Source organism: Myxococcota bacterium (assembly GCA_035498015.1).
Classification (GTDB): domain Bacteria; phylum Myxococcota_A; class UBA9160; order SZUA-336; family SZUA-336; genus VGRW01.
The window spans coordinates 1-24,431 of the sequence record DATKAO010000029.1; the positions used below are offsets into that span (position 1 = coordinate 1).

General features: G+C 70.7%; 25 protein-coding genes and 1 tRNA gene. 9 read left to right on the forward strand and 17 right to left on the reverse strand.

Going from position 1 to position 24,431, the window contains the following annotated elements; translation table 11 throughout:
- From VMR86_02305 to VMR86_02330, 6 genes are all read right to left on the reverse strand, one after another.
- The coding region (locus VMR86_02305; protein HTO05863.1) for an alpha/beta fold hydrolase at positions 1-255 on the reverse strand (255 nt) is incomplete at its 3' end.
- 22 nt (positions 256-277) lie between these two features.
- Positions 278-1,177 carry a hypothetical protein gene (locus VMR86_02310; protein HTO05864.1) on the reverse strand — a complete coding sequence of 300 codons (900 nt, stop codon included), beginning with the start codon at positions 1,175-1,177 and terminating at the stop codon, positions 278-280.
- Between the two features lie 9 nt (positions 1,178-1,186).
- Positions 1,187-2,548, reverse strand: coding sequence for a DUF1329 domain-containing protein (locus tag VMR86_02315; GenBank protein ID HTO05865.1), 1,362 nt, complete (start codon positions 2,546-2,548; stop codon positions 1,187-1,189).
- Positions 2,549-2,637: 89 nt separating this feature from the next.
- Positions 2,638-3,321 carry a DUF4388 domain-containing protein gene (locus VMR86_02320; GenBank protein ID HTO05866.1) on the reverse strand — a complete coding sequence of 228 codons (684 nt, stop codon included), beginning with the start codon at positions 3,319-3,321 and terminating at the stop codon, positions 2,638-2,640.
- A 19-nt stretch (positions 3,322-3,340) separates the two neighbouring features.
- Entirely contained in the window at positions 3,341-4,354 is a 1,014-nt protein-coding gene (locus VMR86_02325) for an NAD-dependent epimerase/dehydratase family protein (GenBank protein ID HTO05867.1), read from the reverse strand.
- Between the two features lie 35 nt (positions 4,355-4,389).
- A tRNA-Arg gene (locus VMR86_02330) sits at positions 4,390-4,463 on the reverse strand.
- A gap of 155 nt (positions 4,464-4,618) precedes the next feature.
- Between VMR86_02330 and VMR86_02335 the strand changes: the two genes are divergently transcribed.
- The gene (locus VMR86_02335; protein ID HTO05868.1) at positions 4,619-4,879 is read left to right on the forward strand and encodes a hypothetical protein; all 261 of its coding nucleotides are present in this window, start codon (positions 4,619-4,621) and stop codon (positions 4,877-4,879) included.
- Here VMR86_02335 and VMR86_02340 read toward each other — a convergent pair.
- Both VMR86_02340 and VMR86_02345 read right to left on the reverse strand, forming a co-directional pair.
- A complete protein-coding gene (locus VMR86_02340) occupies positions 4,872-6,167 on the reverse strand; it encodes a hypothetical protein (protein HTO05869.1) in 1,296 nt (431 codons plus the stop codon). The two genes, VMR86_02335 and VMR86_02340, sit on opposite strands and share 8 nt — an antisense overlap.
- Before the next feature lie 4 nt (positions 6,168-6,171).
- Positions 6,172-7,821, reverse strand: coding sequence for an NAD+ synthase (locus tag VMR86_02345; GenBank protein HTO05870.1), 1,650 nt, complete (start codon positions 7,819-7,821; stop codon positions 6,172-6,174).
- A 73-nt stretch (positions 7,822-7,894) separates the two neighbouring features.
- Here VMR86_02345 and VMR86_02350 point away from each other — a divergent pair, with 73 nt between their 5' ends.
- On the forward strand, positions 7,895-8,494 hold the full coding sequence (locus tag VMR86_02350; GenBank protein HTO05871.1) for a hypothetical protein: 600 nt from the start codon (positions 7,895-7,897) through the stop codon (positions 8,492-8,494).
- Here the strand turns inward: VMR86_02350 and VMR86_02355 are convergent.
- Both VMR86_02355 and VMR86_02360 read right to left on the reverse strand, forming a co-directional pair.
- A complete protein-coding gene (locus VMR86_02355) occupies positions 8,491-8,925 on the reverse strand; it encodes a CBS domain-containing protein (protein HTO05872.1) in 435 nt (144 codons plus the stop codon). The two genes, VMR86_02350 and VMR86_02355, sit on opposite strands and share 4 nt — an antisense overlap.
- Positions 8,926-8,988: 63 nt before the next feature.
- Complete coding sequence (locus VMR86_02360) at positions 8,989-10,098, reverse strand: transporter substrate-binding domain-containing protein (protein HTO05873.1); 1,110 nt, start codon at positions 10,096-10,098, stop codon at positions 8,989-8,991.
- A 22-nt stretch (positions 10,099-10,120) separates the two neighbouring features.
- Here VMR86_02360 and VMR86_02365 point away from each other — a divergent pair, with 22 nt between their 5' ends.
- Positions 10,121-11,425: a chloride channel protein gene (locus tag VMR86_02365; GenBank protein ID HTO05874.1), complete on the forward strand. Its 1,305-nt coding sequence runs from the start codon at positions 10,121-10,123 to the stop codon at positions 11,423-11,425.
- A gap of 90 nt (positions 11,426-11,515) precedes the next feature.
- On the opposite strand, the gene VMR86_02370 is transcribed toward VMR86_02365, so the two are convergent.
- Complete coding sequence (locus VMR86_02370; protein HTO05875.1) at positions 11,516-13,177, reverse strand: thiamine pyrophosphate-binding protein; 1,662 nt, start codon at positions 13,175-13,177, stop codon at positions 11,516-11,518.
- Complete coding sequence (locus VMR86_02375; GenBank protein HTO05876.1) at positions 13,174-13,722, reverse strand: NUDIX hydrolase; 549 nt, start codon at positions 13,720-13,722, stop codon at positions 13,174-13,176. Before VMR86_02375 ends, VMR86_02370 begins: the two co-directional genes overlap by 4 nt.
- Before the next feature lie 27 nt (positions 13,723-13,749).
- Here VMR86_02375 and VMR86_02380 point away from each other — a divergent pair, with 27 nt between their 5' ends.
- From VMR86_02380 to VMR86_02395, 4 genes are all read left to right on the forward strand, one after another.
- Positions 13,750-14,757, forward strand: a complete 1,008-nt coding sequence (locus tag VMR86_02380; GenBank protein ID HTO05877.1) for an aldo/keto reductase — start codon at positions 13,750-13,752, stop codon at positions 14,755-14,757.
- Between the two features lie 216 nt (positions 14,758-14,973).
- Positions 14,974-16,347 (forward strand): ammonium transporter, encoded by a 1,374-nt coding sequence (locus VMR86_02385; protein HTO05878.1) that lies wholly within the window; start codon positions 14,974-14,976, stop codon positions 16,345-16,347.
- A gap of 32 nt (positions 16,348-16,379) precedes the next feature.
- Positions 16,380-16,718 (forward strand): P-II family nitrogen regulator, encoded by a 339-nt coding sequence (locus VMR86_02390; GenBank protein HTO05879.1) that lies wholly within the window; start codon positions 16,380-16,382, stop codon positions 16,716-16,718.
- The gene (locus VMR86_02395) at positions 16,719-17,351 is read left to right on the forward strand and encodes an arsinothricin resistance N-acetyltransferase ArsN1 family B (GenBank protein ID HTO05880.1); all 633 of its coding nucleotides are present in this window, start codon (positions 16,719-16,721) and stop codon (positions 17,349-17,351) included. It abuts the gene before it with no gap.
- Here VMR86_02395 and VMR86_02400 read toward each other — a convergent pair.
- The 5 genes from VMR86_02400 to VMR86_02420 are packed head-to-tail and all read right to left on the reverse strand — an operon-like array spanning position 17,327 to position 23,181.
- Complete coding sequence (locus VMR86_02400) at positions 17,327-18,517, reverse strand: 4-hydroxybenzoate 3-monooxygenase (GenBank protein ID HTO05881.1); 1,191 nt, start codon at positions 18,515-18,517, stop codon at positions 17,327-17,329. The two genes, VMR86_02395 and VMR86_02400, sit on opposite strands and share 25 nt — an antisense overlap.
- The gene (gene pcaB / locus VMR86_02405; protein HTO05882.1) at positions 18,518-19,846 is read right to left on the reverse strand and encodes a 3-carboxy-cis,cis-muconate cycloisomerase; all 1,329 of its coding nucleotides are present in this window, start codon (positions 19,844-19,846) and stop codon (positions 18,518-18,520) included.
- The gene (gene pcaG, locus VMR86_02410) at positions 19,839-20,348 is read right to left on the reverse strand and encodes a protocatechuate 3,4-dioxygenase subunit alpha (protein HTO05883.1); all 510 of its coding nucleotides are present in this window, start codon (positions 20,346-20,348) and stop codon (positions 19,839-19,841) included. The genes pcaB and pcaG overlap by 8 nt, the downstream gene beginning before the upstream one ends.
- On the reverse strand, positions 20,345-21,031 hold the full coding sequence (gene pcaH / locus VMR86_02415) for a protocatechuate 3,4-dioxygenase subunit beta (protein HTO05884.1): 687 nt from the start codon (positions 21,029-21,031) through the stop codon (positions 20,345-20,347). Before pcaH ends, pcaG begins: the two co-directional genes overlap by 4 nt.
- A gap of 8 nt (positions 21,032-21,039) precedes the next feature.
- On the reverse strand, positions 21,040-23,181 hold the full coding sequence (locus VMR86_02420) for a tetratricopeptide repeat protein (protein ID HTO05885.1): 2,142 nt from the start codon (positions 23,179-23,181) through the stop codon (positions 21,040-21,042).
- A 126-nt stretch (positions 23,182-23,307) separates the two neighbouring features.
- On the opposite strand from VMR86_02420, the gene groES reads away from it, so the two are divergent.
- Positions 23,308-23,595 (forward strand): co-chaperone GroES, encoded by a 288-nt coding sequence (gene groES / locus VMR86_02425; GenBank protein ID HTO05886.1) that lies wholly within the window; start codon positions 23,308-23,310, stop codon positions 23,593-23,595.
- An 11-nt stretch (positions 23,596-23,606) separates the two neighbouring features.
- Positions 23,607-24,431 (forward strand): chaperonin GroEL (gene groEL, locus VMR86_02430; GenBank protein HTO05887.1); only part of this gene is annotated, 825 nt, incomplete at its 3' end.

Below are 24,431 nucleotides of genomic sequence, written 5' to 3' on the forward strand. Positions count from 1 at the left end.
CTTGTCCGAGCGTCCGAAGCCCATGTGGTCGGGTGCGATGCAGCGGTAGCCCGCGGCGACGAGGCGCGGGATCATGTCGCGGTACAGATAGGCCCAGGTCGGCATGCCGTGGAGCAAGAGCACAACCGGGGCACCGCGGGGCCCGGTGTCGACGTAGTGCTGTCTCAGGTCCTGCCAGCCGTGATAGTGGGGCGGGTGATCGAAGTCCTTCAGGGCCGCGAAGCTCTCGTCCGGCGTCCGGATGAAATGGGTCATACCACGGATCTCCCTGCGAGGGTCACAAGCGGTCGAGCACCGGCACGGTGATCGACGCCTGGGTATCGGCGAGCTGCTTGTCGCCGACGATGTCGCGGTAGAAGCGGCTGCGCATCATGTCGGCGAAGAACTGGACTCCGGGGTAGTACACCAGCGCGACCCGATCGAAACGATCGCCCGCCTCGAGCGGCACCGCGTCGCCGACGTGGAGCGGCCCATGCGCGCCCTCCGCCATCATCCCGAACATCGCCGCGGTGTATCTGGCGTCGGCTGCGGCGTTCTCCGGCGTGCCCTGCTGCAAGAGGTTCACCACGACCACCGCACGGGCACCGTACTCGCGGGCGGCGAGAAGCTGCGCTGCGCGCGCTTCGATCTCGGGATTGGGCTCGGCCGCAACGAAGGGGAAGTGAGACGGCGCGAGCGAGACGATCTGGGCGATCCTCTTGCCCAAGAGCACGATCGGCAGCCCGAGGCTGATCCAGGCGGATCGCTGCATCCCGCACGCGTAGCTCCGGCCGAAGAGTGCGAGCGCCCGGCGGTATCCCTCGCTCGCGAGCACGCTCTCCGCCGCGGCGCGCGAGTCGAACTGCGCCAGCAGCACCGCGCGCCACGGCTCCTCGCCGCCGAAGCGAGCGACGAGCTGCTTCGAGGCGAGCGCGTTCAGCGCCACCTTGCCCGCGTAGACCACCCGCCCGTCGCCCGAAGCCTCGGATGCTCGCCGCAGCTCGCGCAGCGCCGCGAACAGGGTGGGGTCGTCGCCGGCCAAGGAGAGGAACGTGACGACGTGAAACACGCGTCCCGAGTGGAGGATCGGCTGCAGGTCGTGGGCGAGGTCGCGGCGCGCGCGCAGATACCGCAGCTCCTGCCACGCGAGGAGCGCGATGACTCCGAGGAGCGCGAAGCCGATCGTCCAGCGCAGCACCGCAGCGCTCTAGCGCCCCTTGTTGAGCCGGCCGATGTCGATCAGCTTGCGGATCTCACCCTTGCTCCCCGGGGGACCGCCCTGGTTGTTCCAGACCTCGATGCGGTTTCCCGTGCCGGTCTGGACGTTCACGATGATCTGCGAGGCGAGTCGGAGTCCGCGCACATCGGGGACGCCTTCCCAGGGCGGGCTCCAGATGCCATTGGGAGACAGCGGGTCGGTCTGCGCCGGTGTCTGCGCGCGCCAGTCCTCGGTCCAGCGGAAGTTGTGCCAGATGATCTTCCACAGATCTTTCTTGCGGTCGTACGCGAAGCTGTACAGCGGCTGGTAGGTCTGCTTGTCGATCCAGATGTCCTTTCGGCTGTAAGGGTGGTCTTCGTTCTTGGGCTTGAAGCGCACGAGATACGCGTCGCGCACCTCCCAGCGATCGTTCGCGTACGAGAAGCCGAAGGGGCCGTAGTTGTAGTCGTCGCGGTACGGGAAGCCGAGCTTCGTCGCGTTGATCGGGTGGATCAGCTTCCTCTCCTCGAGACACGTCCACTCGTACTGCGTCGGAACGCCGGAGAAGCTGCGGAGATCGTCCATCGTGAAGTCCGTGCCCTGGATGGAGTCAGTACGCTGCGCCTGCGAGATCCGCCGCACGCGGCGCAGGTCCGGCACGTAGACCCACAGATCGTCGTTGCGCGCCTGGTCGAGCGGGCCATCGGAGGCCTTGTAGCGGTAGGAGAGCGTCAAGATGCCGCGCGCGTCGAAGGGCTCCTCGATGGAGACACCGCCAGCCGACAGCCGCTTCTCGCTCTCGAACACGTCGCCGTGTGAGTCCTGGTACTCCGGCTCGACGCGCTGGGCGAGCATCACACCCTCGGACGTGCCCCGATAGAACAGCGGGAGCTGCTCGCCGCGATCCCAGTAGCTGTAGAAGAACTTCGTCTTCCAGCCGCTGCCCGTCCACGACTTGGCGAAGTTCCAGATGATCTTGGTGCCGGCCTGCGGGTCGCCCTTGCAGTCGATCGACTCGGTGCGGAACGGGCGTCCGCCCGTGTAGTCGATGAGCGACCCGTCGCGGCCGATCTTCGCCTGGCCCTGGTACCGCTCCGACGCGGCCTTGTACGCGCTCGACTCGCTGTAGTCCCGTTGGGTCGGCCCGATCTCGATCCGCATGCCCTCGTACAGGAAGAACTCGCGGTTGTCCCAGAACTCCTTCGGCAGGTAGTCCCGGAGCTTGTCGACCTGGTCGTAGGTGATCACGTCGCCTTCCGCGAACGGCAGGGCCGGGATCGCGTCGGCGTTCGGGTCGGCCGCTCGGCCGCCTGCGGATCCGAGAAGGCTCGCGAGCAGGGCGACGACGGCGAGGATCGCGATCCGCTTCATGGGTCAATTTCTGACATAAGTTATGTCACAATTGCAAGCGCCATGTTCGCGGACGGCGAGCCGACGGACGCGCGCGCGGGGCGCGTCTTCTAGAGGTGTGACTCGTCGATCTGACGGCTGGCTTCGAGCAGGAACTCCGTCATCGACATGAGCAGCGTGCGCTCGCGCGCGTCGCTGCCCGCCTCGAAACGGAAGCTGCCGCGCGTGCTGCCCACGGCGGCGAGCGCCGCCTCCATGCCGCGCGCCTTCTCGTTCTCGGCGTGCAGCGGCTGGCCGTCGCCCAGCCAGAGGCGCACGGGGCCGGAGTCGGCAGTCACCTCGAGCACGCCGCTCTTGTGACCCATCTCGAGCATCTGCAGCACCACGAAGATCGGGATCTCGGACAGCTCGCCGCGGAACACTTCGCGCTGCGGCTCGCGCGCCACGATCATGGTCTCCTGGCCCTCCGGGTCCTTGAAGAAGCCCGCCACCGAGCCCTCGACCAGACAGAACGTGATCGTGCTCGTGCCCACGGCGATGCGGTCGCCCGGACGCAGCGCGCGCGGGCGGGTCACCGGGGCGCCGTTCACGAACGTGCCGTTCTTGCTCCCCAGGTCCCGTACCAGGAACTCCGCGCCTTCCGCGTACACTTCCGCGTGTCGCCGCGAGGCCGAGTCGTTGATCAGGTTGAGCTCGCAGTCACGGCCGCGCCCGATCGCGACGCGCTTGGCGGGCCCGAGCTCCAACGGCGCGAGCGGCGGGCAGAACAGGAGTGCGGTGCGATCTACGGGCACGCGTCCGCAACGGCGGGAGTCAGCGCTTCCTTGAGGCTTTGGCCCAGATCGGCGGCAGGCCCTTGTCGACCTCGATCTCGCCGAAGACGCTGGGCGACTGCGGGCCCTTGGCCTTGGCCCAGGTCGCCATCTCGCGCAGGCCCTCGCGCAACCCTACCGGATCGCGGCGCTCACCGAACACGCGCGAGAACTTGCGGTGGTCGCAGAACGCGTGCGCGACTTCCTTGCGCGCCTCGACGTGCACGCTCTTCCCGCCCACGCCCATGGCCTCGCGCACCAGGTCCGCGAGCTCGTTCACGGTGACCGGCGTGTCCGAGCCGACGTTGATCACCTGGCACAGCGCCGCGGGTGTCTCGACCGAGCGCGCGATCGCGGGCGCCACGTCGGACACGTGCGTGAACGCGCGCGTCTGCGTGCCGTCGCCGAAGATCGTGCACGGCTCGCCGCGCATGAGCTGGTTCATGAAGATGCCCGCCACGTTGCGGTAGCGGTCGCCCAGGTTCTGGCGGCTGCCGTACACGTTGTGCGGGCGGAAGATCACGTAGTCCAGCCCGAAGAACTTCTTCGCCGCGCGCAGGTCGTGCTCGACCGCGAGCTTGGCCACGCCGTACGGGTCCTCGGGCTGCGGCACCATGTCTTCGGTCATCGGCGGCGGCAGCTCGCCGTAGACCGCGATCGACGAGGTGAACACGAAACACTTCACCTCGTGCTTGATCGACTCGTTGATCAGGTTGACGCTGCCCACCACGTTGTTGGTGTAGTTGAAGCGGCGGATGAAGTGACTCAGGCCCTCGGCCGCGTACGCGGCCAGGTGGAACACGTAATCGAAGCGGTGCTGCGCGAAGAGCTCGGCGAGCAGCTCGTGATCGGTGACCGAGGCCTCCACGAAGGTCGCGCCCTTGGGCACGTTGGAGCGGTCGCCGCCCGACAGGTCGTCGAGCGCGACCACCTCGTGACCCAGCGCGAGCAGGCTGTCGACCGTGTGGCTGCCCATGAACCCGGCGCCGCCGGTGACCAGAGAACGCTTCGGCATGAATCCCTTCCCCACTGACCCATCGAGACGGAGAGCGCGCCCGGGAGGAGTCGAACCTCCGACCTAGGGATTAGAAGTCCCTCGCTCTATCCAGCTGAGCTACGGGCGCGTGGCGCAGGAAGGTAGCGCGTCGCGAAATCGGACCCACATGGAAAGTCGGGGCGTGCTAGAACAGCATTCCGAACCGACCGGGAGGAAAACGTGGGTACGGGTACGAAGCGAGGTCCGAGAAACCCCCGCGCCAAAGGAACCGCACCGAAGCTGTTGACCTGGGGCAAGACCCGGCGCGCGCTGGCGGAGCTCGGCGTCGAGGAGGCGCGCTTCATCCGCGCCTACGAGTCACTCGAGAGCACGCGCTCGCCGCGCGCGCTCGACGAGGCGCTGCTCGCCGCGGGCGACCGCTTCGCCAAGGACGGCGACTTCGCCGCCTTCAAGCGCGCGATCAAGTCGAACAACGACCAGCAGGCCAACGCGCGCCTGGGCAGATACTTCAAGTTCAAGACCCGGACGGCGCGCGCTACTTGAGCCCGGCGCGCTGCACGGTGGCGCGGCTGGGACATGCGACGTCCGGGTAGCAGCCGCCCGCGACCCAGTCGCTGAAGTGCTCGTAGGCGCGGATCTGCGCGCCCTGCAGGATCGCGTCGGCGCGCGGCCGGAGGCCGGGAGTCACCACGAGCGCCGTGCGCCCGCGCACCACGACCTGGGCCGGGCCGCGCAGCGGCGTGCGCGCCGCGATGCCGGGCGCGAGTGAGTCGTAGACCTTCGCGAAGCGCTCGGCGGCCTCGGGCGCGCTCCAGCGCGTGAGCCACACGAACTCCCACTGGTCGCCGCAGCCGAGCTTCGCGTAGCGGTCGCCGCGCCAGGCCGAGACCAGCGCCTCGCGCTCGGCCGCGTAGAGCGTGGCTTCGAACAGCACCCGGACCAGGAGCGCGCCCGCCACGTTCGCGTAGTCGAGCGTGCAGCCTTCGGGCGCGAGGTCGTCCGGGAGCTTCACGAACTCGACCGCCGGGTGCGCTTCGGGATGCAGGACCTCGAGCGTGGAGAGCGGCGGCTCGACCAGCAGCGCGTCGAGCCCGGCGTTGCCCGCGGTGTCCCAGTGACTCGCGGCGATCACCGTGCCGTACGCGTAGGGAAACACGAGTGACACCGCGAGCAGCCGCGGCGCGCGGCCGAACTCGGAGCTGCGGTCGTCGAGCTCCTTCAGCATGCTGTCGCGCACGGCCTCGGCCAGGTGCATCCGGTCGGCCTTCGCATCCACGCCCGGCATCGCCCCGAGCATGGTCACGGTGGCATCGCCCTCCACGGTGCCCTGGAGCGCGCGCGCCACGTCGTCCTGGTCTTCCAGCCCCAGCAGGAGATCGAGGATCCCGGGGAAGTTCTGGTCCTGCAGCGCGTGCGTGAGCTCGTGCACCACGATCGGCCCGATCACCAGCGACTTCAGCTCGCCCATGTTCGACTGGTTCACGAACAGAGTGGAGCGCCGCGGGCTGTAGATGCCCGCGGCCTGACTCGCGTACAGGCCGACCATCTCCTTGGCGAGGTCGACGTCGGGCGGCAGTGCGCCCAGCGCCGCGAGCGCGTCGCGCTCGGGGATCACCTTGGCGGGCGTGAGCTCGGCGTCGGACTCCTCGAGCAGCACCTGCTTCATCTCGCTCTCGTCCACCCAGCGCAGGGTCACCGGGTGCCGGAAGGTGAGTCCGCGCAGCGACACCGTCTGGCCCTGCCACTTGGCCAGGCGCTCCGAGTCCGAGCCGAGAAACAGCGCGCAGCCCGCGCACAGCAAGGCCGCGGCGACCGCCCACGCGCGGGGCATCCGCTCAGACGCCCCAGCCGCTGCGGTGCACGATCGGGATGCGGCGGCCGGAGCCGTACGCTTTCTCGGAGACCTTGAGCACGACCGGCGCCTGGCGGCGCTTGTACTCGTTGCGGTCGATCTGGCGCAGGATCCAGGCCACGGTCTCGCGCGTCGCGCCCTCGGGCGGCTCGATCTCGTCGCCCGGGAGCCCGAGCTCGATCGCCTGGTGCAGCACCTCGTCGAGCACCGGATACGCCGGCAGTGAGTCGCTGTCCTTCTGACCCGGCGCGAGCTCCGCCGAGGGCGGCTTCTCGATCGAGCCGCGCGGGATGCGCGGGCCGGCCCGGTTGGCGTGGCGCGCCAGCGCGTACACGTCGCGCTTCAGCACGTCGCCCAGCACCGCGAGCCCGCCGACCAGGTCGCCGTACAGCGTGGTGTAGCCCATGCTGAGCTCGCTCTTGTTGCCCGTGGCGAGCACGATGCGGTTCTCTTCGTTGGAGGCCGCCATGAGCAGTGCGCCGCGAATGCGCGCCTGCACGTTCTCTTGCGTGAGTCCGTAGCTCTCGCGCGGGCCGAACATGCCGCGGAACTGCTCGAGGTAGCTCTTGTAGATGCCGTCGATGCGCACGGTGCGCGTCTTTATGCCCAGGTTGCGCGCCAGCGCCTCGGCGTCGCTGATCGAGTGCTCCGACGAGAACGGCCCCGGCATGAGCAGCCCGGCCACGTTCTCTGCGCCGATCGCGCGCACCGCGAGGTCGGCAGTGACTGCCGAGTCGATCCCGCCCGAGAGACCGATCACCACCTTGCCCAGGCCGAGCTTGCCCAGATAGTCGCGGATGCCCAGCACGAGCGCGCGCTCGAGCAGCTCGGGATCGGGCTCGAGCGGCGTCGCCTCGGGCCGGCCCGTGGCGAACGGGTCGATCACCGCGAAGTCCTCGGCAAAGCGCGCCAGGCGAGTCACCACGCGCGCGTCGCGGTCGACCACGAAGCTCGTGCCGTCGAAGATCAGCTCGTCGTCGCCGCCCACCAGGTTCACGAACACGATCGGCACGTGGTGCTGGCGCGCGGCGTCGCACAGCATGGCTTCGCGCAGCGCCATCTTGCGCTGGTTCCAGGGCGAGGCCGAGATGGTCCAGATGACCTCGGCGCCGGCGCGCACCAGCTCTTCGACCGGATCGACCGGATAAGGCCGGCGCGCGCCCCAGAACTTGCCGCTCCACACGTCTTCGCAGATCGCGATGCCCACCCGGCGGCCGCGGAACTCGACGGTGCGCCGCTCGGTCGCCGGCTGGAAGTAGCGTGACTCGTCGAAGACGTCGTAGGTGGGGAGCAGGGTCTTGGTCTGGACGTGCGCGATCTCGCCGCGATCGAAGAGCAGCGCCGCGTTCGACAGGCGCTTGGGCGCGCCCTGCGGCGCGGGCAGCACCGCACCGGCCAGGATCGCCATGTCGCGCGACACCGCGACCAGCTCCTCGAGCGCGCGCGTCTGGTCGCGCAGGAAGCTCGGCCGTTCCAGCAGGTCGCCCGGCGGATAGCCGCAGACCGCGAGCTCGGGCAGGATCAGAACGTCGGCGCGCTCGGCCCGGGCGCGCTCGACCGCGGCGCGGATGGCGCGCAGGTTGCCCGCGAAGTCTCCGATCGTGGTGTTGATCTGCGCCAGCGCGAGTCGCATTTGGGCCGCTCACGATAGCGGTTCAACCCCGGCTGTACGACCGCCGAAGAGCGGCGGAGCGGAGAGAGCGACATTGGCCGTCCCGTCCATCAAGGCGACCCTGTTCCAGCGCACGGCGGATCAGATCGAGGGCCTGCTCGCCTCCGGCCGCTTGAGCCGCGAGACGCTCCAAGAGCGCCTCCGCCCCGAGGACTTCCACTATCTCGGCAAGCAGCTCGCCGCATCGAGCTGGGTGCCGGTCGCGACTCTGGCGCGCGTGGCTGAGATCGCGATCGAGAGCGAGTGGGGTGACTCGTCGGAGGCGAGCCTGCGCGCCGAAGGCGAACGCGCCGCCAAGGACATCCACGCACTCGGCTTGTACAAGCAGTTCGAGGCGACGACCGAGCGCTGGGGCGCGAACGCCGGCCGCATCATCGTGACCTTCGCTTCGGTCGCCTACAACTTCGGGCGCTGGACGTACGAGCCGGGCGAAGACCCGACCTGGGCGCGCATCGCGGTCGAGGGCGGGCGTGACCTGCCCGAGTTCTCGCGCATCACGGCGGAGGGCTTCATCGGGTACATGTGGACGGTGATCCTGAAGGCCGAGGACGTGGTCGTCACGAGCTCGCGGCCCACGCCGGATTCGATCGTCTACGAGATCCGCTCGCGAAAGCCCCGAGCGGGCGCGCCCTAGTAACTCCCGCCGATGTAGCGCCGCAGGGAGTCGACGGCCTCGGCGCGCTCCTCGAGCTCGCCGAACAACAGGTCGCGGATCGACAGCATGTCGACCACCGCGCCGTACTGCACCACGGGCAGGTGCCGGCAGCCGGCCTCCTCCATCTTCAGCATGGCGAGCGCGCGCTCGTCGCCCGGCTCGGCAGTCACCGGGTCGGGAGTCATGACCTCGACGATGCGCGTCTTCTCGACCGACCGCCCGCGCGCGACCACGCGCCAGATCACGTCGCGCTCACTGAAGATGCCGACCAGGTGGCCGCGCTCGACGACCGGCACGGCGCCGACCCTGCGCGCGGCCATGACTGCCACGGCGTCGAGCACCGTCTGGTCGGGACTCACGATGTGCACCACGGGAGAACGCTTCGCCAGGAGCTCTGTGATCAGGCCCATGTCCGGCCCTCCGGCTCACCCCGCAGCTGGAATTCTCGTCCCGCGCGGCGGATTGGGCAATGCTCATCTGGCCGGGGCGATGGCGAGCAGAGCGGCGCGCAGCTCGCTGAGCTCCCGGGGCTCGAGCACCGCAGCCAGCGGTGCCAGGGCTTCGGGGCCGAGCGCGGCCTCGGAGATTGGAGCGGCGCGGTGAAGCGCCTCGAGTTGCCGGTCGGACAGTCGCGCGAGCGCCGGCCGCAGCTCTCCCTCCAGCTCGAGCGGCGAGTCGCTGCGGGCGGTGCCGGTCTGGATGCGCTTGGCCAGGGCGATCTGCAGCTCGAACAGGCGCCGCACGCCGGCGGGCTCGAGGCCGAGCGCGCGGGCCTTGGCCTCGACCGCGTCGAGCACGCGCGTCTCCTGCGCGCGGTCCTCGACCGGCAGGTGGTGGGCGCGCTTCCAGCCGCCCACGAAGTCCATCAGCTCGAGCCGGCGGGCGGCCAGGTCGATCACGTCGTCCGCCGCGGCGCGCGGCTGCGGCGCGCCGAACCACTTCGCGCGCAGCTGGCGCAGCTCGGGCTCGCGCCGTTCGAGGAAGGCGTCGAGCGCGGGGCCGAGCTCTACGGCGTGCGCGGGAGTCACCCAGTAGACTTTGCGCTGGGTCTTGGCTTCGCACTGAGCCGGGTCCCCCGCGCGCAGGAAGTGCGCGAGCTCGAAGCTGTCGGTCACGATCGCGTCGACCTGCTTCGCGGCCAGCAATCCAGGAAGTGACTCGTTGTCGTCGACGGCCCTGACCTTGGCCTTGGGGAACTGACTGCGCGCGAAGCTCTCGAGCACGCCGCCGCGGTTCACCGCCAGCGTGGCGGGCTCGGCGGCGCCGATCCAGCACGGCCCGCCCTGCCCCACTGCGAGGCTGAGCCAGCCGTGCACGTCGCGGTCCGCGCGCCAGGTGACTCCGCTCATCGCCACGTCGAAGTCGCCGTGCGCCGCCCGCTCGCCGAGCTCGGGCCAGCGGAACGGCACCCACTCGACCGGCCGGCCGAGCTCGGCCGCGAAGCGCTGCGCGACCTCGACGTCGAAGCCCTCGCCGCCCTTCGAGAAGGGCGCGTAGTCGCCGCTCGTCCCGACGCGCAGGGGTGGCCCGCTGGCGCAGCCCACCAGGAACAGCAGAGCCCACAGAGTCGCCTTCCCACGCACGGCGCGATGATAGAGTCCGCGCGTGTTCGAGCGCTGGATCGAGCGCTGGCGGTTCGGGCTGGGGGTGGGGCTGGTCGCGGTCGCGGCGGCCGCCTTCGCGGTCGGCTTTCGCGCATCGCTCGCGGCCGTGATGCACGGGGTCTTCGGCGCCAGCGACGTGGTGTCGGCCATGCGCGGCATGCCCGGCTGGCTGCGCGTCGCCTTGCCCGCGCTGGGCGGCCTGTGCGGCGGCGCGATCGGCCTCTTGAGCACCGGCCGCGCCGGCGGCGGGGTCGGGAACGTGATGGAGGCGGTCGCGCTCGGCCGCGTCGACCTGCCGATGCGAGTCACGCTGCAGAAGTCGGCGGCCTCGTGGCTGGCGATCGCGTCGGGCGGATCACTCGGGCGCGAGGGCCCGCTGATCCAGTTCGGCGGTGCGGCCGGGAAGTTCATCGGCGACCGGCTCGCGCTCGACGCCGAGCGCACGCGGCTCTTGATCGCGGCAGGCACGGCTGCCGGCTTCGCGGCCGCTTACAACACGCCGTTCGCCTCAGTGCTGTTCGTGCTCGAGGTGGTGATCGGCGTGGTCGCGCTGGAGGCGATCCTGCCGGCGCTGGTCGCGACCGCGATCTCGTCGGCGCTCACGCGTGCCATCGCCGGCGCGGGGCCGATCTACGGCCAGCGCGTGTTCCAGCTCCAGTCACCGTTCGAGCTGATCGCGTTCGCGGGACTGGGCCTCGGGGCGGCGCTCGGCGCGCAGGCGTTCATGCGGCTCCTGTCACTCGGCGAGGACCTGTTTCGCTCCGGCAGGCTGCCGCTGCCCTGGCGCCCGGCGTTGGGCGGCGCGGCCTGCGGCCTCGTGCTGGTCGCGCTGCCGGAGGTCGCGGGCAACGGCTACGAGCCGCTGAACGCGCTGCTCGACGCGCGGCTCTCGGTCGGCTTCGTGGCGCTCCTGCTGGTGGGCAAGTGTGTCGCCACCACGTTCTCGGTCTCGTCCGGGAACCCGGGCGGCGTGTTCACCCCCACCCTGCTCGTGGGCGGGGCGCTCGGGTATCTCTACGGGGCGGGGCTCACGGCGCTCGGCATTCCGGCGGGGCCCACCGGAGGCTACGCGCTCGTGGGCATGGCCGCCGCCAGCGCGGCGACGACGCACGCGCCGCTCATGGCTGCGGTGCTGGTGTTTGAGCTCTCCGGCGACTACGCGATCGTGCTGCCGCTCGTGATGGCGACCGCAGTCGCGACCGTCGCCTCGCGCTGGCTGCGCCGTGACTCGATCTACGCCGCCGAGCTGCGCGAGCGCGGCGTCGGCTGGCAGATGACCCTCGAAGGCCGCCGCGTCGGAGAGTGAAGCCGAGCGAGGGCCGCCCCGAGCGAGGCGTGCAAGCGGCGTCAGCCGCGCGCAGTGAGCCGCAGGCGAACGAAGCCAGTCGGGCTTGCTCTAACGCTTTGCGCCCGAGGTGATGTACCGCCGCGAGATCGGCGACAGGTCGTCGGGCGGAGTCACGGCCTCGACCAGCGAGAAACGCTCGGCGCGGAACGCGGCCTCGAGCGCGGCGCGCAGCTCGCCGCGCGTGGTCGCGCGCAGGCCCCCGCCGCCCAGCGCGCGGCCCAGCTCGGCGTACGGCCAGACCGGCACGTCGAGCAGCTCCTGGCGCTCGACGATCGGCCGGAAGATGCCCCAGCCCGCGTTGTTCACCACGAGACAGATCGGGCTCAGACCGTGCCGGGGCGCGTGCGAGATCTCCATGCCCGTCATCTGGAACGCGCCGTCGCCGCACAGGATCAGCGGGCGGACGCCGGTGCCGAGCTGCGCGCCCAGCGCCGCCGGCACGCCGAAGCCCATCGACGCGTAGTAACCCTGCGCGAGATACATGCCGCCGTGCAGGCGCAGCTCGAGCCCGCCGAACAGCATGTCACCCGACTCGGCCACCACGTACAGCCCGGGGTGGCGCGCGAGAAACTCGTTCACTTCGACCAGCAGGTCGTTGGTCGTGAGTCGCTCCCGGGCGTGTGACTCGAAGGGGGTGCGCGTCAGGTTGTCGCAGTACTCGACCTTCTCGCGGAAGCACGGCAGCACCGAATCGGCGAGCCCGCGCACGAACTCGTGCAGCATCACGCCCTGGTACTGGTGGAACGAGATCGACACGCGCTCCGGCTCGGCCCAGAGCGTCTTCTCCGCGGGCGCGATCTCGGCGGCGCGGCCCAGGTTGATGTCGGTGTGCTGCGTGCCGAGCTCGATCACCAGGTCGGCCGCGGCCACGCGGCGCTGGATCGGCTCGGCGCCGAACGGGCCCATCTGGATGCCCAGGTGCAGCGGGTGGTCCATCGGGAACACGCCCTTGCCGAGCATGGTGGTCGCGACCGCGCACTCGAGCTTCTCGGCCAGGCGCAGGAAGTCACCGTGCGCGCCCACCCGGTGCAGGTCGACGCCGGCGATCAGCACCGGCCGCTCCGCGCGGCGCAGGCGCTCGACCGTGTCGCGCAGCGCCTCGGACAGCCGGCGCGGGTCCGAGGTCGGCCGGGGCAGGTCGCCGGTCCAGTTGCGGATCTCCTCGGGCACCGAGATCTCGAGGTCGACCTGGTCGCGATGGATCTCGAGATAGCCCGGCCGCAGCTCGCGCATCACGTTGCACACGAGCTCATGGATCTCCTGCGCGGCGAGCTCGGGCTGGCGCAGGATGCGCGCGTCGCAGGTCACTTCCGAGAGCACCCGCCACTGAGACTCGATCGACTTCACCATGTGGTGGATGCCCGAGCGGCGTGACTCCTCGGCGCCGGGCCCGCCCGAGATCACCAGCAGCGGCACGCGCTCGGCGTACGCGGCGGCGATCGGGTTCACGATGTTGTTCCCGCCCGCACCGTAGGTCACGCAGATCACCCCGAGCTTGCGTGTCGCGCGCGCATAGCCGTCGGCCGCGAAGCCGACCGCGGGCTCGTGCGAGAAAGTCACGATCTCGAGCTCGCGCTCGCGCGCCAGGCTCTGGAACAGCCCCAGCACCAGGTCGCCGGGCAAGCCGAACAGGTGAGTCACGCCCATGCGCCGCAGGTACGCGACCAGGAACTCGCCCAGCGGCATGCGCGGCTTCATCGCGTGAGTCATCGCCGCTCCGCCAGCTCGAACCAGTACAGCGCCGCGACCACCAGCGCCGAGGTGATCCGCCCCGCGCGCAGGGTGTCGTGCAGCCGGGCGCGCGGCAGGAGCTCGACCCGGGTCTCTTCCGTGTGGCCGTTCGCGATCTCGGCCACGCGCTCGGCGCCGCGCACCAGGAAGGTCTCGGTGCGGTTCCCGAACAGCGCCGGGTTCGGATTCACCACACCCAGCGGCTCGACCGAGCCGGCGCGGTAGCCGGTCTCTTCCAGGAGCTCGCGCGCGGCGGCCGTCGCCGCGCTCTCGCCCGGGTCGACCAGCCCCCCCGGAATCTCGAGCGTGACTCGCCCCTCGCCGTGCCGGTACTGGCGCACCAGCACCAGCTCGTCGTCCGGCGTCAGCGCGATCACGTTCACCCAGTCGGCCGAGTCGATCCTGTAAAATGGGTGGGTCGCGCCCGTGCGCGGCGAGCGCGAAGTCATGCAGCTCACCGTGAACACCTTGCAGTCCGCAAGCAGCTCGCGCTCGAGCTCGATCCAATCCAACAGCTCGGACATGCTGGAATTCTAGCGAGGAGGCCCCCCATGGACAGACGACCGCTGGGACGAACCGGGATCCGCGTGCCCTCGCTCTGCCTGGGCACGATGACCTTCGGCGTGCAGGCCGACGAGCCCACGTCGTTCGCGATCATGGACCGCGCCTTCGAAGCGGGCGTCGACTTCTTCGACACCGCCGACGTGTATCCGCTGGGCGGCGGGCTGCCGACGGTGGGCCGCACCGAGGAGATCATCGGCAACTGGCTCCAGGCGCGCGGCAACCGCGGCCGCGTGTTCCTCGCGACCAAGTGCCGCGGCCAGATGGGCGCGGGCACGAACGACGTGGGGCTGTCGCGCTTCCACATCCAGCGCGCGGTCGAGGCCAGCCTGCGCCGGCTGCGCACCGACGTGATCGACCTGTACCAGACTCACTTCTTCGACCCGCACACGCCGATCGACGAGACGCTGCGCGCGCTCGACGATCTGGTCCGCGCGGGCAAGGTCCGCTACGTGGGCTGCTCGAACTACCCGCTGTACCGGCTGGCCGAGGCCGAGCGCGTGGCGCGCGAGCTCGGGCTGGCCCGCTACGAGACACTCCAGCCGCGCTACAACCTGCTCTACCGCGAGATCGAGACGGAGATACTCCCGTTCGCGCGCCAGGAGCGCATCGGCGTGATCGTCTACAACCCGATCGCGGGCGGGCTGCTCTCGGGCAAGTACCGCACGGGCGAGGCCCCGCGCGCCGGCACCCGCTTCACCCTGAAGGGTGCGGGCGAGATGTACCAGCACCGCTACTGGGACCAGGTGCAGCTCGCCGCGGTGGAGGAGCTGGCCAAGGAGACCGAGGCGCGCGGGCTGTCGCTGGCTTCGGTGGCGGTGGCCTGGGTGCTCGGCCAGGCCGGAATCACCTCGGCCATCATCGGCGCCAGCCGGCCGGACCAGCTCGACGCCACGCTCGCGGGCGCCGAGCTCCGGCTCGATCCCGAGGTCACCAAGCTGTGCGAAACCGTCTGGTGGAATCTCCCGCGCCGGCCCGTGGCCGAAGGTTACCGCTGAGTCAGGCCTGCCGGCTGCCCAGCCCTCGGGCAGACGCGCTCGTGACCTGGGCAGTGTGCGCAGAATCCAGGCAGAACGCGGCGCGGCGCGCGTGGCATCGTCCTTGCTGTCCGGAACCTCAAACGTCCTTCACCCAAGTGAGGAGGGAGATCCCACATGCTTGCGATTTTGGAACGAAGCAGGGCGACGAAGCTCGCCGCGGGGGCGGCGCTCGGGTTGGCCCTTCCCCTGATCCTGTCCGGCACGGCCTGGGCCGACGACGCGCCGAAGGTGATCGACTCGGGCGACACCGCCTGGGTGCTCGCCGCGACCGCGCTCGTGCTGCTCATGACCCTGCCGGGCCTCGCGCTCTTCTACGGCGGCCTGGTCCGCGCGAAGAACGTGTTGAACGTCTTCATGCAGTGTTTCATCGCGGCGGGCGCGATCGGGATCCTCTGGATCGTGGTCGGCTACAGCATCGCCTTCTCGAGCGGCGGCGGCGACTTCTTCGGGAACCTCGACAAGATGTTCATGAACGGAGTCACTCTGGACTCGATGACGGCGAACTTCGCCACGCCGCCGCGTCAGATCCCCGAGTACGCGTTCGTGATGTTCCAGGCGATGTTCGCGATCATCACTCCGGCGCTGATCCTGGGCGCCGTGGCCGAGCGCATGAAGTTCTCGGCCTTCCTCGCGTTCATCAGCATCTGGCTGCTGGTGGTGTACTGCCCGCTCGCTTACATGGTCTGGGGCGGCGGCTGGATCTTCAAGTCGGGCGCGATCGACTTCGCGGGCGGCATGGTGGTCCACATGTCGAGCGGCACTTCCGCGCTGGTCGCGGCGCTCATGGTCGGCAAGCGGCAGGGCTTCGGGCGTGACCCGATGCCGCCGCACAGCCTGCCGCTGTGTCTGATCGGCGCCGGCCTGCTCTGGGTCGGCTGGTTCGGGTTCAACGCCGGCAGCGCGCTGTCCGCGAGCCCGCTCGCCGCGCTGGCCTTCATGAACACCAGCACGGCGACTTCGGCCGCGCTCATGACCTGGGTGCTGATCGAGTGGATCCACCGCGGCAAGCCCACGGCGCTCGGCGCCGCGACTGCTGCCGTGGCCGGCCTCGTGGCCATCACGCCGGCGTGCGGCAACGTGACTCCGATCGGCTCGATCGAGGTGGGCATCGGCGTCTCGGTGATCTGCTACGCCGCGGTCACCTTCCTCAAGCCCCTCGGCGGCTACGACGACTCACTCGACGCGTTCGGCGTGCACGGCGTCGGCGGCGCCTGGGGCGCACTGGCCTCGGGCCTGTTCGCGGCCACCTACGGCGCTCCGGCCGAGGGCTCGATCACGAGCAACGCGCAGCAGGTGATGATCCAACTCAAGGGCATCGGCTTCACGGCGGTCTTCGCGCCTGCGATGTCGTTCGCAATTCTGCTCGGGCTGAAGCTTGTGTTCGGCTCCCTGCGCGTGAGCAACGAAGAGGAGTTCGAAGGCCTCGACGTCTCGGCGCACAGCGAGAGCGCATACTCGATGACGAGCGGATCCAGCATGGGCGGCGGCCACGGCGGCCACGGGGCGGAGGGCTCCGCGGCGCTCGCGACCGCGCACCAGCACCACTGATCGAAGGATCGAAGGGGCGGGAGACTCGAAACATGAAAATGATCAAGGCGGTCATCAAGCCGTTCAAGCTCGACGAGGTCCGCGACGCGCTGACTGCGGCCGGAGTCGAGGGAATGACGGTCTCGGAGGTGCGCGGCTTCGGGCGGCAGAAGGGCCACACGGAGCTGTACCGCGGTGCGGAGTATGTCGTCGACATGCTGCCCAAGATCGAGGTCGAAGTGGTGGTCTCCGACGGACGCGCAGACGCGGTCGTCGAGGCCATCCGCAAGGCCGCGAATACCGGGCGCATCGGCGACGGAAAGATCTTCGTGACTCCGGTGCTCGACGCGATTCGCATCCGCACGGGCGAACGCGGCGAGGAGGCCTTGTAAGTGAGGCCCGTCGTGCGGCTCGCCGAGCCGAGCGACGCAGCGGGCGTTCAGGCGATCTACGCCCCGATCGTCCGCGACACTGCAATCTCGTTCGAAGTCGATCCGCCGAGCATCGAGGAGATGTCTCGGCGGATCGCTTCGACGTTGCAGAGCTACCCGTACCTCGTGTGCGACGACGACGGCGAGATTCTCGGCTACGTGTACGGAGGGCGGCACCGGGAGCGCGGCGCCTACCGCTGGTCGGTCGACGTGACGGTCTACATCCACGAGCGCGCGCGGCGGCGGGGCGTGGGTCACGCGCTCTACTCCACGCTGTTGCCCTTGCTCGCGCTCCAGGGCTTCCACCGCGCATACGCGGGAATCACCCTGCCCAACGCGGGCAGCGTGGGCCTGCACGAGGCGCAGGGCTTCACGCCGGTGGGTGTGTATCCCGCCGTGGGCTTCAAGCTCGGTGAGTGGCACGACGTGGGCTGGTGGCAGCTCGCGCTGCGCCCGCCCGCGCGCAACCCCGCGGAGCCCTACGGGCTCGATCGGGCCATGCGCCACCCCGAGTGGAAGATCGTGCTCGAGGACGGCCAGCGGCTCTTGGATCGGCGCGCCGGGCAGGCTCAGAGCTCTTCGAAGCCGACGTAGCTCTCGGCGAACGCGGCGGCTGCCGCGCGCGAGTGACTGAGGAGCTCGAGCTGTGCGCGCTGGAGCTGCGTGCGCAGCGCGAGCTCGGGCGTGTCCGGCGGCAGGCGGTGGATGAGCCAGGTCATCCAGAGCGAGAACGCCTGCACCACCCACACGCGGCGCAGGCAGGTCGCGGAGTAGGCCTCGAGCGGCGCCGAGTCGCCGCGTTTGCAGCGCGCCGCGAGCGCTTCGGCCAGGACGCGCGCGTCGGACACGGCCAGGTTCAGCCCCTTCGCTCCGGTGGGCGGCACGATGTGCGCGGCGTCGCCGGCGAGATACAGCCGGCCGAACTGCATGGGCTCGACCACGTTGCTGCGCATGTCGGTGACCGACTTCTCCAGCACCGGCCCCTCGCGCAGCTTCCAGCCGTCGGAGACCGCGAGGCGGCGCTGCAGCTCGTCCCAGATGCGCGCGTCGGGCCAGAGCTCGATCGGGTCATCGGGCTCGGTCTGCAGGTAGAAGCGGCTCACCGTGTCGCTGCGCAGCATGTGACCCGCGAAGCCGCGCTCGTGGTGGGCGTAGATGATCTCCTCGGTCGACGGGGCGACCTGCGCCAGCACGCCGACCCAGGCGAACGGCAGCCGGTGGTCGTGCAGGCGCAGCGCGCCCGCCGGAACGGCGGAACGCGACGGCCCGTGCCAGCCGTCGCAGCCGGCCACGAAGTCACACGCCAGCCGTTCGGCGTTGCCCGCACGCGTGTAGCGGATCTCGGGCCGCTCGCCGTCCAGGCCGGAGAGCCCGCTGACTTCCGCCTCGAATTCGATCGCGCCGCCGCGCGCGATCCACAGCCGGATCAGGTCGGCCACGAGCTCCTGCTGCGCGTACACCCACATGTGTCGGCCGCCGTAGAGCTCGGCGTACGGAATGCGCAGGCGCCGGCCCGCGAAGCGCAGCTCCACGCCGCGATGCACCTGGCCGCGCGCGCGCAGCCGCTCGGCGAGGCCGTGGCGCTCGAGCAGCCCGACCGTGCGGTGCTCGAGCAGGCCCGCGCGCACGCGGCGCTCGACGTATTCGCGCGTCTGGCGCTCGAGCACGACACACTCGACGCCCTGCTCCGCGAGCAGGTGCGCGAGCACCAGGCCCGCGGGTCCGGCGCCGACGATTCCGACGCAGGTGCGAGACGTCACTCAGCGCCCGCGGTGGCGCGCCAGCGCGCGCTCGACGAGCGCGTGCGCTTCGCCGAGATAGTGGACGGGGTCGAGCAGCTCGTCGAGGCTCGCGCCGGCCAGCGCGGCCGCGACCTCCGGGTCGCGCGCGAGCGCCTCGCGCAGCGGCAGCGGACTGCGCGAGGCGGCCGCCACGCGCTCCTGGGCCGCGAGCCGGCCGAGCGCGGGAGTCAGCAGGAGCGCCACGCGCTCGGCGCTGATCGCGCCGCCGCTCGCCGCCAGGTTCGCGCGCATGCGTGCCGTGTCGACCTCGAGCCCGCGCAGCGCGTCGCGCAGGTGACTCGCCGCCGCTCCGGTGACTCGGAACAGCTCGGGCAGAGTCTCCCACTCGAGCTGCCAGCCGCCCACGCCGCGTTCGTGCTCCTGCGGCAGCGCGCCGAGCAGCGTCGCCACCAGCCCCGGCGCGCGCTTCGCGCAGGCCAGCGCCGCGGCCGCGCCCACCGGGTTGCGCTTCTGCGGCAAGGTCGACGAGCCGCCGCGCTGCGGCGCCGCGCTCTCGCGCAGCTCGCCGACCTCGGTCTGCGCGAGCAGCGCGAGATCGAGCGCGAGCTTGCCGAGCGCCCCCGCAGTGACTCCCAGCGCGCAGCCGAGCTCCGCCACGCGCCCGCGCTGGGCGTGCCACGGCAGCGCCGGATCGGCGAGTCCGAGCTCGCGCGCCAGCGCCGCCGCGAGCGCGAGCGCGTCGGGCCCGAGCGCCGCGAGCGTGCCCGCGGCGCCGCCGAGCTGCGCGGCCAGCCCGGCGCGGCGCAGGCCGGCGAGCCGCGCACGCGCGTCGCCCAGCGCGTCGAGCCAGCCCGCCGCCTTCAGCCCGAACGTGGTGGGCAGCGCCTGCTGCAAGAGGGTGCGGGCCGGCATCACGCTGGCGCGGTGCGCATGGGCGAGCTCCGCGCAGCGCTCACACAGCGAGTCGAGCAGAGCGAGCACGCGATCGAGCGCCTTCTGGCACAGCAGCATGAGCGCCGTGTCGAGCGCGTCCTGGCTGGTCGCGCCCAGGTGCACGAAGTCACTCGCCTCGCGCGGCAACGACTCGACCAGCGCGCGCACGAGTGGAATCACCGGGTTTCCCGCCGCGGCCGTCGCGCGCGCCAGGGACTCCGCGTCGAAGCGCTCGGCACGGCAGGCGGCGGCGATGGCGTCGGCCGCGCGCTGCGGCACCCGCCCGGCGCGCGCCTGCACGCGCGAGAGCGCCGCCTCGAAGTCGAGCAGCGCCTGCAGCCAGGCCTGCGCCGAGAACGCCGCGTCGAGCTCGGGCGTCGAGAACACCGCCGCGAAGAGACCCGACTCAGACATCGAGGAACGGCGTCTCGAGCTCGCCCTGCAGCACCACGTCGAAGCGCAGCGCGCCCTCGCCGTCCGCGCGCGCGACCAGCCGCGCGCGCAGCGCCGGGTCGGCGATCGAGGCCAGCAAGGGGTCGCGCGCGTTGGCTTCGGCCTCGTCGGGGAAATACACGCGCGTCACGAGCCGGTGCAGGAGCCCGCGGGCGAAGACTGACAGGTCGGCGTGCGGCGCCTGCGGCCGGCCGTCGTAGAGCGGCGCGCCCGCGAGCTTGCGCGTCGCGAAGCGGTACTCCCCCGCGGCATCGCTGGCGGCGCGCGCGAAGCGCCACTCCCGGCCGTCGGTCTGCCACAGCTCGAGCAACGCGTCGCTCACCGGCGCGCCGGCGCCGTCGAGCACCCGTCCGCGCAGCGCGAGCGTGCCCGGCCCCGCAGCGCCCCCTGCGTTCTCCGTCGCTCCGAGCAGCCCGTGGAAGAACGGGCCGATGGTCTGTGCGGGAGTGACTCGGGACTTCACGCCGGGTCCCCCGGCGTCACCTCTCGCCCGCGCAGCACCAGGTCGAAGCGGTAGCCCAGCGCCCACTCCGCGCGCGTCTCGGACCAGTCGAAGCGCGAGACCAGCCGCTCGCGCGCCGGTTCGGGCACGGCGAGGAAGATCGGGTCGTGCTCGAGCAGCGGGTCACCCGGGAAGTACATCTGGGTGACCAACCGGGTCGCGAACGCCGGGCCGAACACCGAGAAGTGTACGTGGGCCGGGCGCCAGGCGTTCTCGTGGTTGCCCCAGGGATACGCGCCCGGCTTGATGGTCACGAAACGGTAGCGCCCGTCGGCGTCGGTGAGACAGCGCCCCACCCCGCTGAAGTTCGGGTCGAGCGGCGCCGCATGCTGGTCGACCGGGTGCGCGTAGCGGCCCGCCGCGTTCGCTTGCCAGATCTCGACCAGCTCACCGCCGAGCGGGCGGCCGTCCTCGTCGCGCAGCTGGCCCGTGAGCGCGATGCGCTCGCCGATCGGCGGGGCGGCGTGCCGGGCCGTGAGGTCGGCCTCCAGCGCCGCGGGCGCCGCAAAGCGCGGGCCCGCGCACTCGGTCGGTGAGTGGCTCCAGGGCACCCGCGGTCGCGCCGGCGCGCGCAGCCGCGTCGAGCGGTAGTCCGCGTAGCGGTGCGGCGGGTGCACGTCGCGGTCGTCGGTCCGGAAGGCCACGGCCCATTCTACTGCCGCGCGGAGGTCTCTCCGGGGCTCCGCTGCACGCTGCGCAGCAAGAGCTCCATGCTCCGGCGCAGGTCGACCTCGCTCGCCGGGGTCTTCGCCAGCGCGAAGCCCAACAGCCGCGCGCCCTCGTCGGTGTGACCCGCGTCGAGCGCCGACTTCGCAAACGTGGCGAGCTCGCGGTACCCGACCTCGGGATCGAAGATGTCGCCGAGCGCGAGCTTCATGGCGCGGTAGGCCTCGGGCTTCTTGCCCAGGCGCTCGTAGCAGGCCCAGAGCCGGCTCTGGAGATAGAACAGCTGTCCGGGGCCGGTGGTGTCTCCGCCGCGCGCGAGCGCGGCCTGGTAGGCCTCGGCCGCCTCGCCGAAGCGCTCCCGACGCAGCAGCGCGTCGCCGCGCAGCTGGTAGGGCTCGGGCCGGTCGGGGTGGAGCGGAATCAGCTCGTCCGCAATGCGCAGCGCCCGGTCCACGTCACCGGCTTCGATCGCCAGGTTTCCCTCCAGCACGCGCAGCCGGTTGCCCGCGGGATACACGGCGTTGGCGCGCGCGAGCTCGGAGGGCGCTCGGGCTTTGTCGGTGACTTGCGCGGTGAAGGGGTCGATCGCGGTGATCGCCCAGGCCGACACCAGCTCGGGCCGCGCGCCCCTGCTCGCGAACAGCACCGAGTCGTCGTCGATGAACACCGGCACGTAGTCCGAGATCTTCGCCACGAAGGTTCCGAACGGGCGCGCGCGCTTGGGCGCGAGCACGAACGGCGGGTGGTAGCGCTCGACCAGCGACCCGAACACCACCGGATCCATGAAGGCCTGGTCGGCCAGGAAGATGTCGCGGTCCGAGAACAGGAACGGCGTCTGCAGGTCGACGAAGATCGAGTGTCTCGGGTAGAGCTCCCACTCGAGATAGCCGCCGTCGTTGGGATGGTTCAGCACGCCGCCCTGCGCGTTCACGTGGCGCAGGAAGGCCACCGAGCCCTCGGGCAACCCGCGCGTGCACAGCGGGAACGGGCAGTCGGTCTTCATCACGAGCCACAGGTGCGCGAAGGGAAACACCACGACCAGAGCCAGCAGCGCCAGGCGCGCCTCCGCCGGCAGCGCGGGCAGCCAGGTGACTCGCGGCCGGTACGCCGCGACCAGCGGCAGCGCGAGCAGCATGAACTCGGCGCCGAAGCGCTCGGCGCGCGGCAGCAGGAACAACCCGCCCGCGAACAAGACCAGGTGCGCGGGCCGCCAGGTCCGGCGCACGGCGCTGGTGAGCGCCGCGAGCCCGCCCAGCGCCAGCATGGCCGTCTGGAACGACGGCCGCCCCACGTACAGCCGGTCGAGCCGCAGCGACAAGAGGCTACCGGGGTCGACCGGCTTGAGCTCGTCGATGTACTGCGAGGCGAAGCCCAGCGGCTGGAAGGGACCGGCCAGCAGCGCGACACCGTTCGGTGTCAGAAGCACGGTCGCCATGGCCAGCGCCACGGCCGCGAGCTGACTCCAGGACGGCGCGGTCACGTGGGGCAGCCAACCCAGCCGCGCCAGCGCCCACTCGCCGAGATACGCGCCGAGCAGGAGCAGCATGACCGGATACTCGATCCCGTGCAGGTTCACCCACAGAAGCGCCAGGAGCGGCAGGCAGAACAGCCCGCGCCGCGACTCGAGCAGGAACGCGAACACCGCGATCAGGAGATACGACAGGATGCACGGCCGCACCATCGTGAGTCGCCCGATCAGGAACAGCGCCATGAGCGTGAACACGAGCGCCGAGAAGCCCCAGCCCTCGTTCCGCTCGCGGCCCAGGCGCAGGATCAGCCACACGAACACGCACACGCCGATCGCCGCCCCGGCGCGCACGGCCACCATGCCCGCGTACCCGGTGACCGTGAAGATTCCGTACAGCAGGACCTGCGACAGCCAGTAGTAATCCAGCCAGACCGGCACCGGCTGCACGAACGAGAAGAACGGCGCGTGCGGGACCGCGAGGGTCGCCGCGATGTACCGGCCCGCATTCAGGTGGTACCAGAGGTCGGTATCCACGGCGAGAATCGGCCGGCTGGCGTGCGCGACCGCCAGGGCCAGGCCCAGCAGCGCGACGTACGCGCGCGGGAAGCTCTCCGTGACCCGCTCCGCGAGCCGGGTCCCGCCGCCGCCGCTCCGAACCACGCGCCGTAGGCTACCACCGGGCCTTTCGAACGGCCCCGGTTTGACAGCCGCCCCTATAGGCCTTAGTCACCCGTCCGCCTGGCATCCCCAAGGGTCGGGGAGGGCCTGTTCCAGAGGAGATCCAACATGAAAGTTCGACCCCTGCACGATCGAGTCCTCGTACTCCGCTTGGACGGCGAGGAAAAGACGGCGGGCGGGATCATCATCCCCGACACCGCCAAGGAGAAGCCGCAGCAAGGCCGGGTGGTCGCCGTCGGCCCCGGCAAAGTCGGCGACGACGGCAAGCGAGAGCCCATGGGCGTGAAGGCCGGCGACCGCATCCTGTTCGGCAAGTACAGCGGCTCGGATGTGGTGCTGGACGGCGAGGAACACCTGATCATGCGCGAGGAAGACGTCCTCGCGGTGCTGGAGTAGGAGAAACCGGAATGGCTGCCAAGATGATTTGTTTCGACGAGGAGGCGCGCGCTCGGCTGCTCGAGGGCGTGAACACGATGGCTCAGGCCGTCGCGGTGACGCTCGGGCCGAAGGGCCGCAACGTCATCATCGAGAAGAGCTACGGCTCACCCACGGTGACCAAGGACGGAGTCACGGTCGCCAAGGCGATCGAGCTCGAGGGCAAGTACGAGAACATGGGCGCGCAGATGGTGAAGGAGGTCGCCTCGAAGACCTCCGACGTGGCCGGCGACGGCACCACCACCGCCACCGTGCTCGCGCAGGCGATCTTCCGCGAGGGCTCGAAGCTGGTCGCGGCGGGCTGCTCGCCGATGGACCTGAAGCGCGGCATCGACCGCGCCACGGGCGCGATCGTCGAAGAGCTCAAGAAGATGTCGAAGCCCACGCGCAACTCCGACGAGATCGCTCAGGTCGGCACGATCTCGGCCAACTCCGACGAGTCGATCGGCAAGATCCTGGCCGACGCCATGGAGCGGGTCGGCAAGGAAGGCGTGATCACGGTCGAGGAAGCGAAGTCGATGACGACCGAGCTCGAGACCGTCGAGGGCATGCAGTTCGACCGCGGCTATCTCTCGCCCTATTTCGTGACCAACGCCGAGCGCATGACGGTCGAGCTCGAGAACCCGCGCATCCTGTTGCACGAGAAGAAGATCTCGAACATGAAGGACCTGCTGCCGCTGCTCGAGCAGACCGCGAAGAGCGGCGAGGCGCTGGTGATCATCGCCGAAGAGGTCGAGGGCGAGGCGCTCGCGACGCTGGTCGTGAACAAGATCCGCGGCACGCTGCACGTCGCGGCG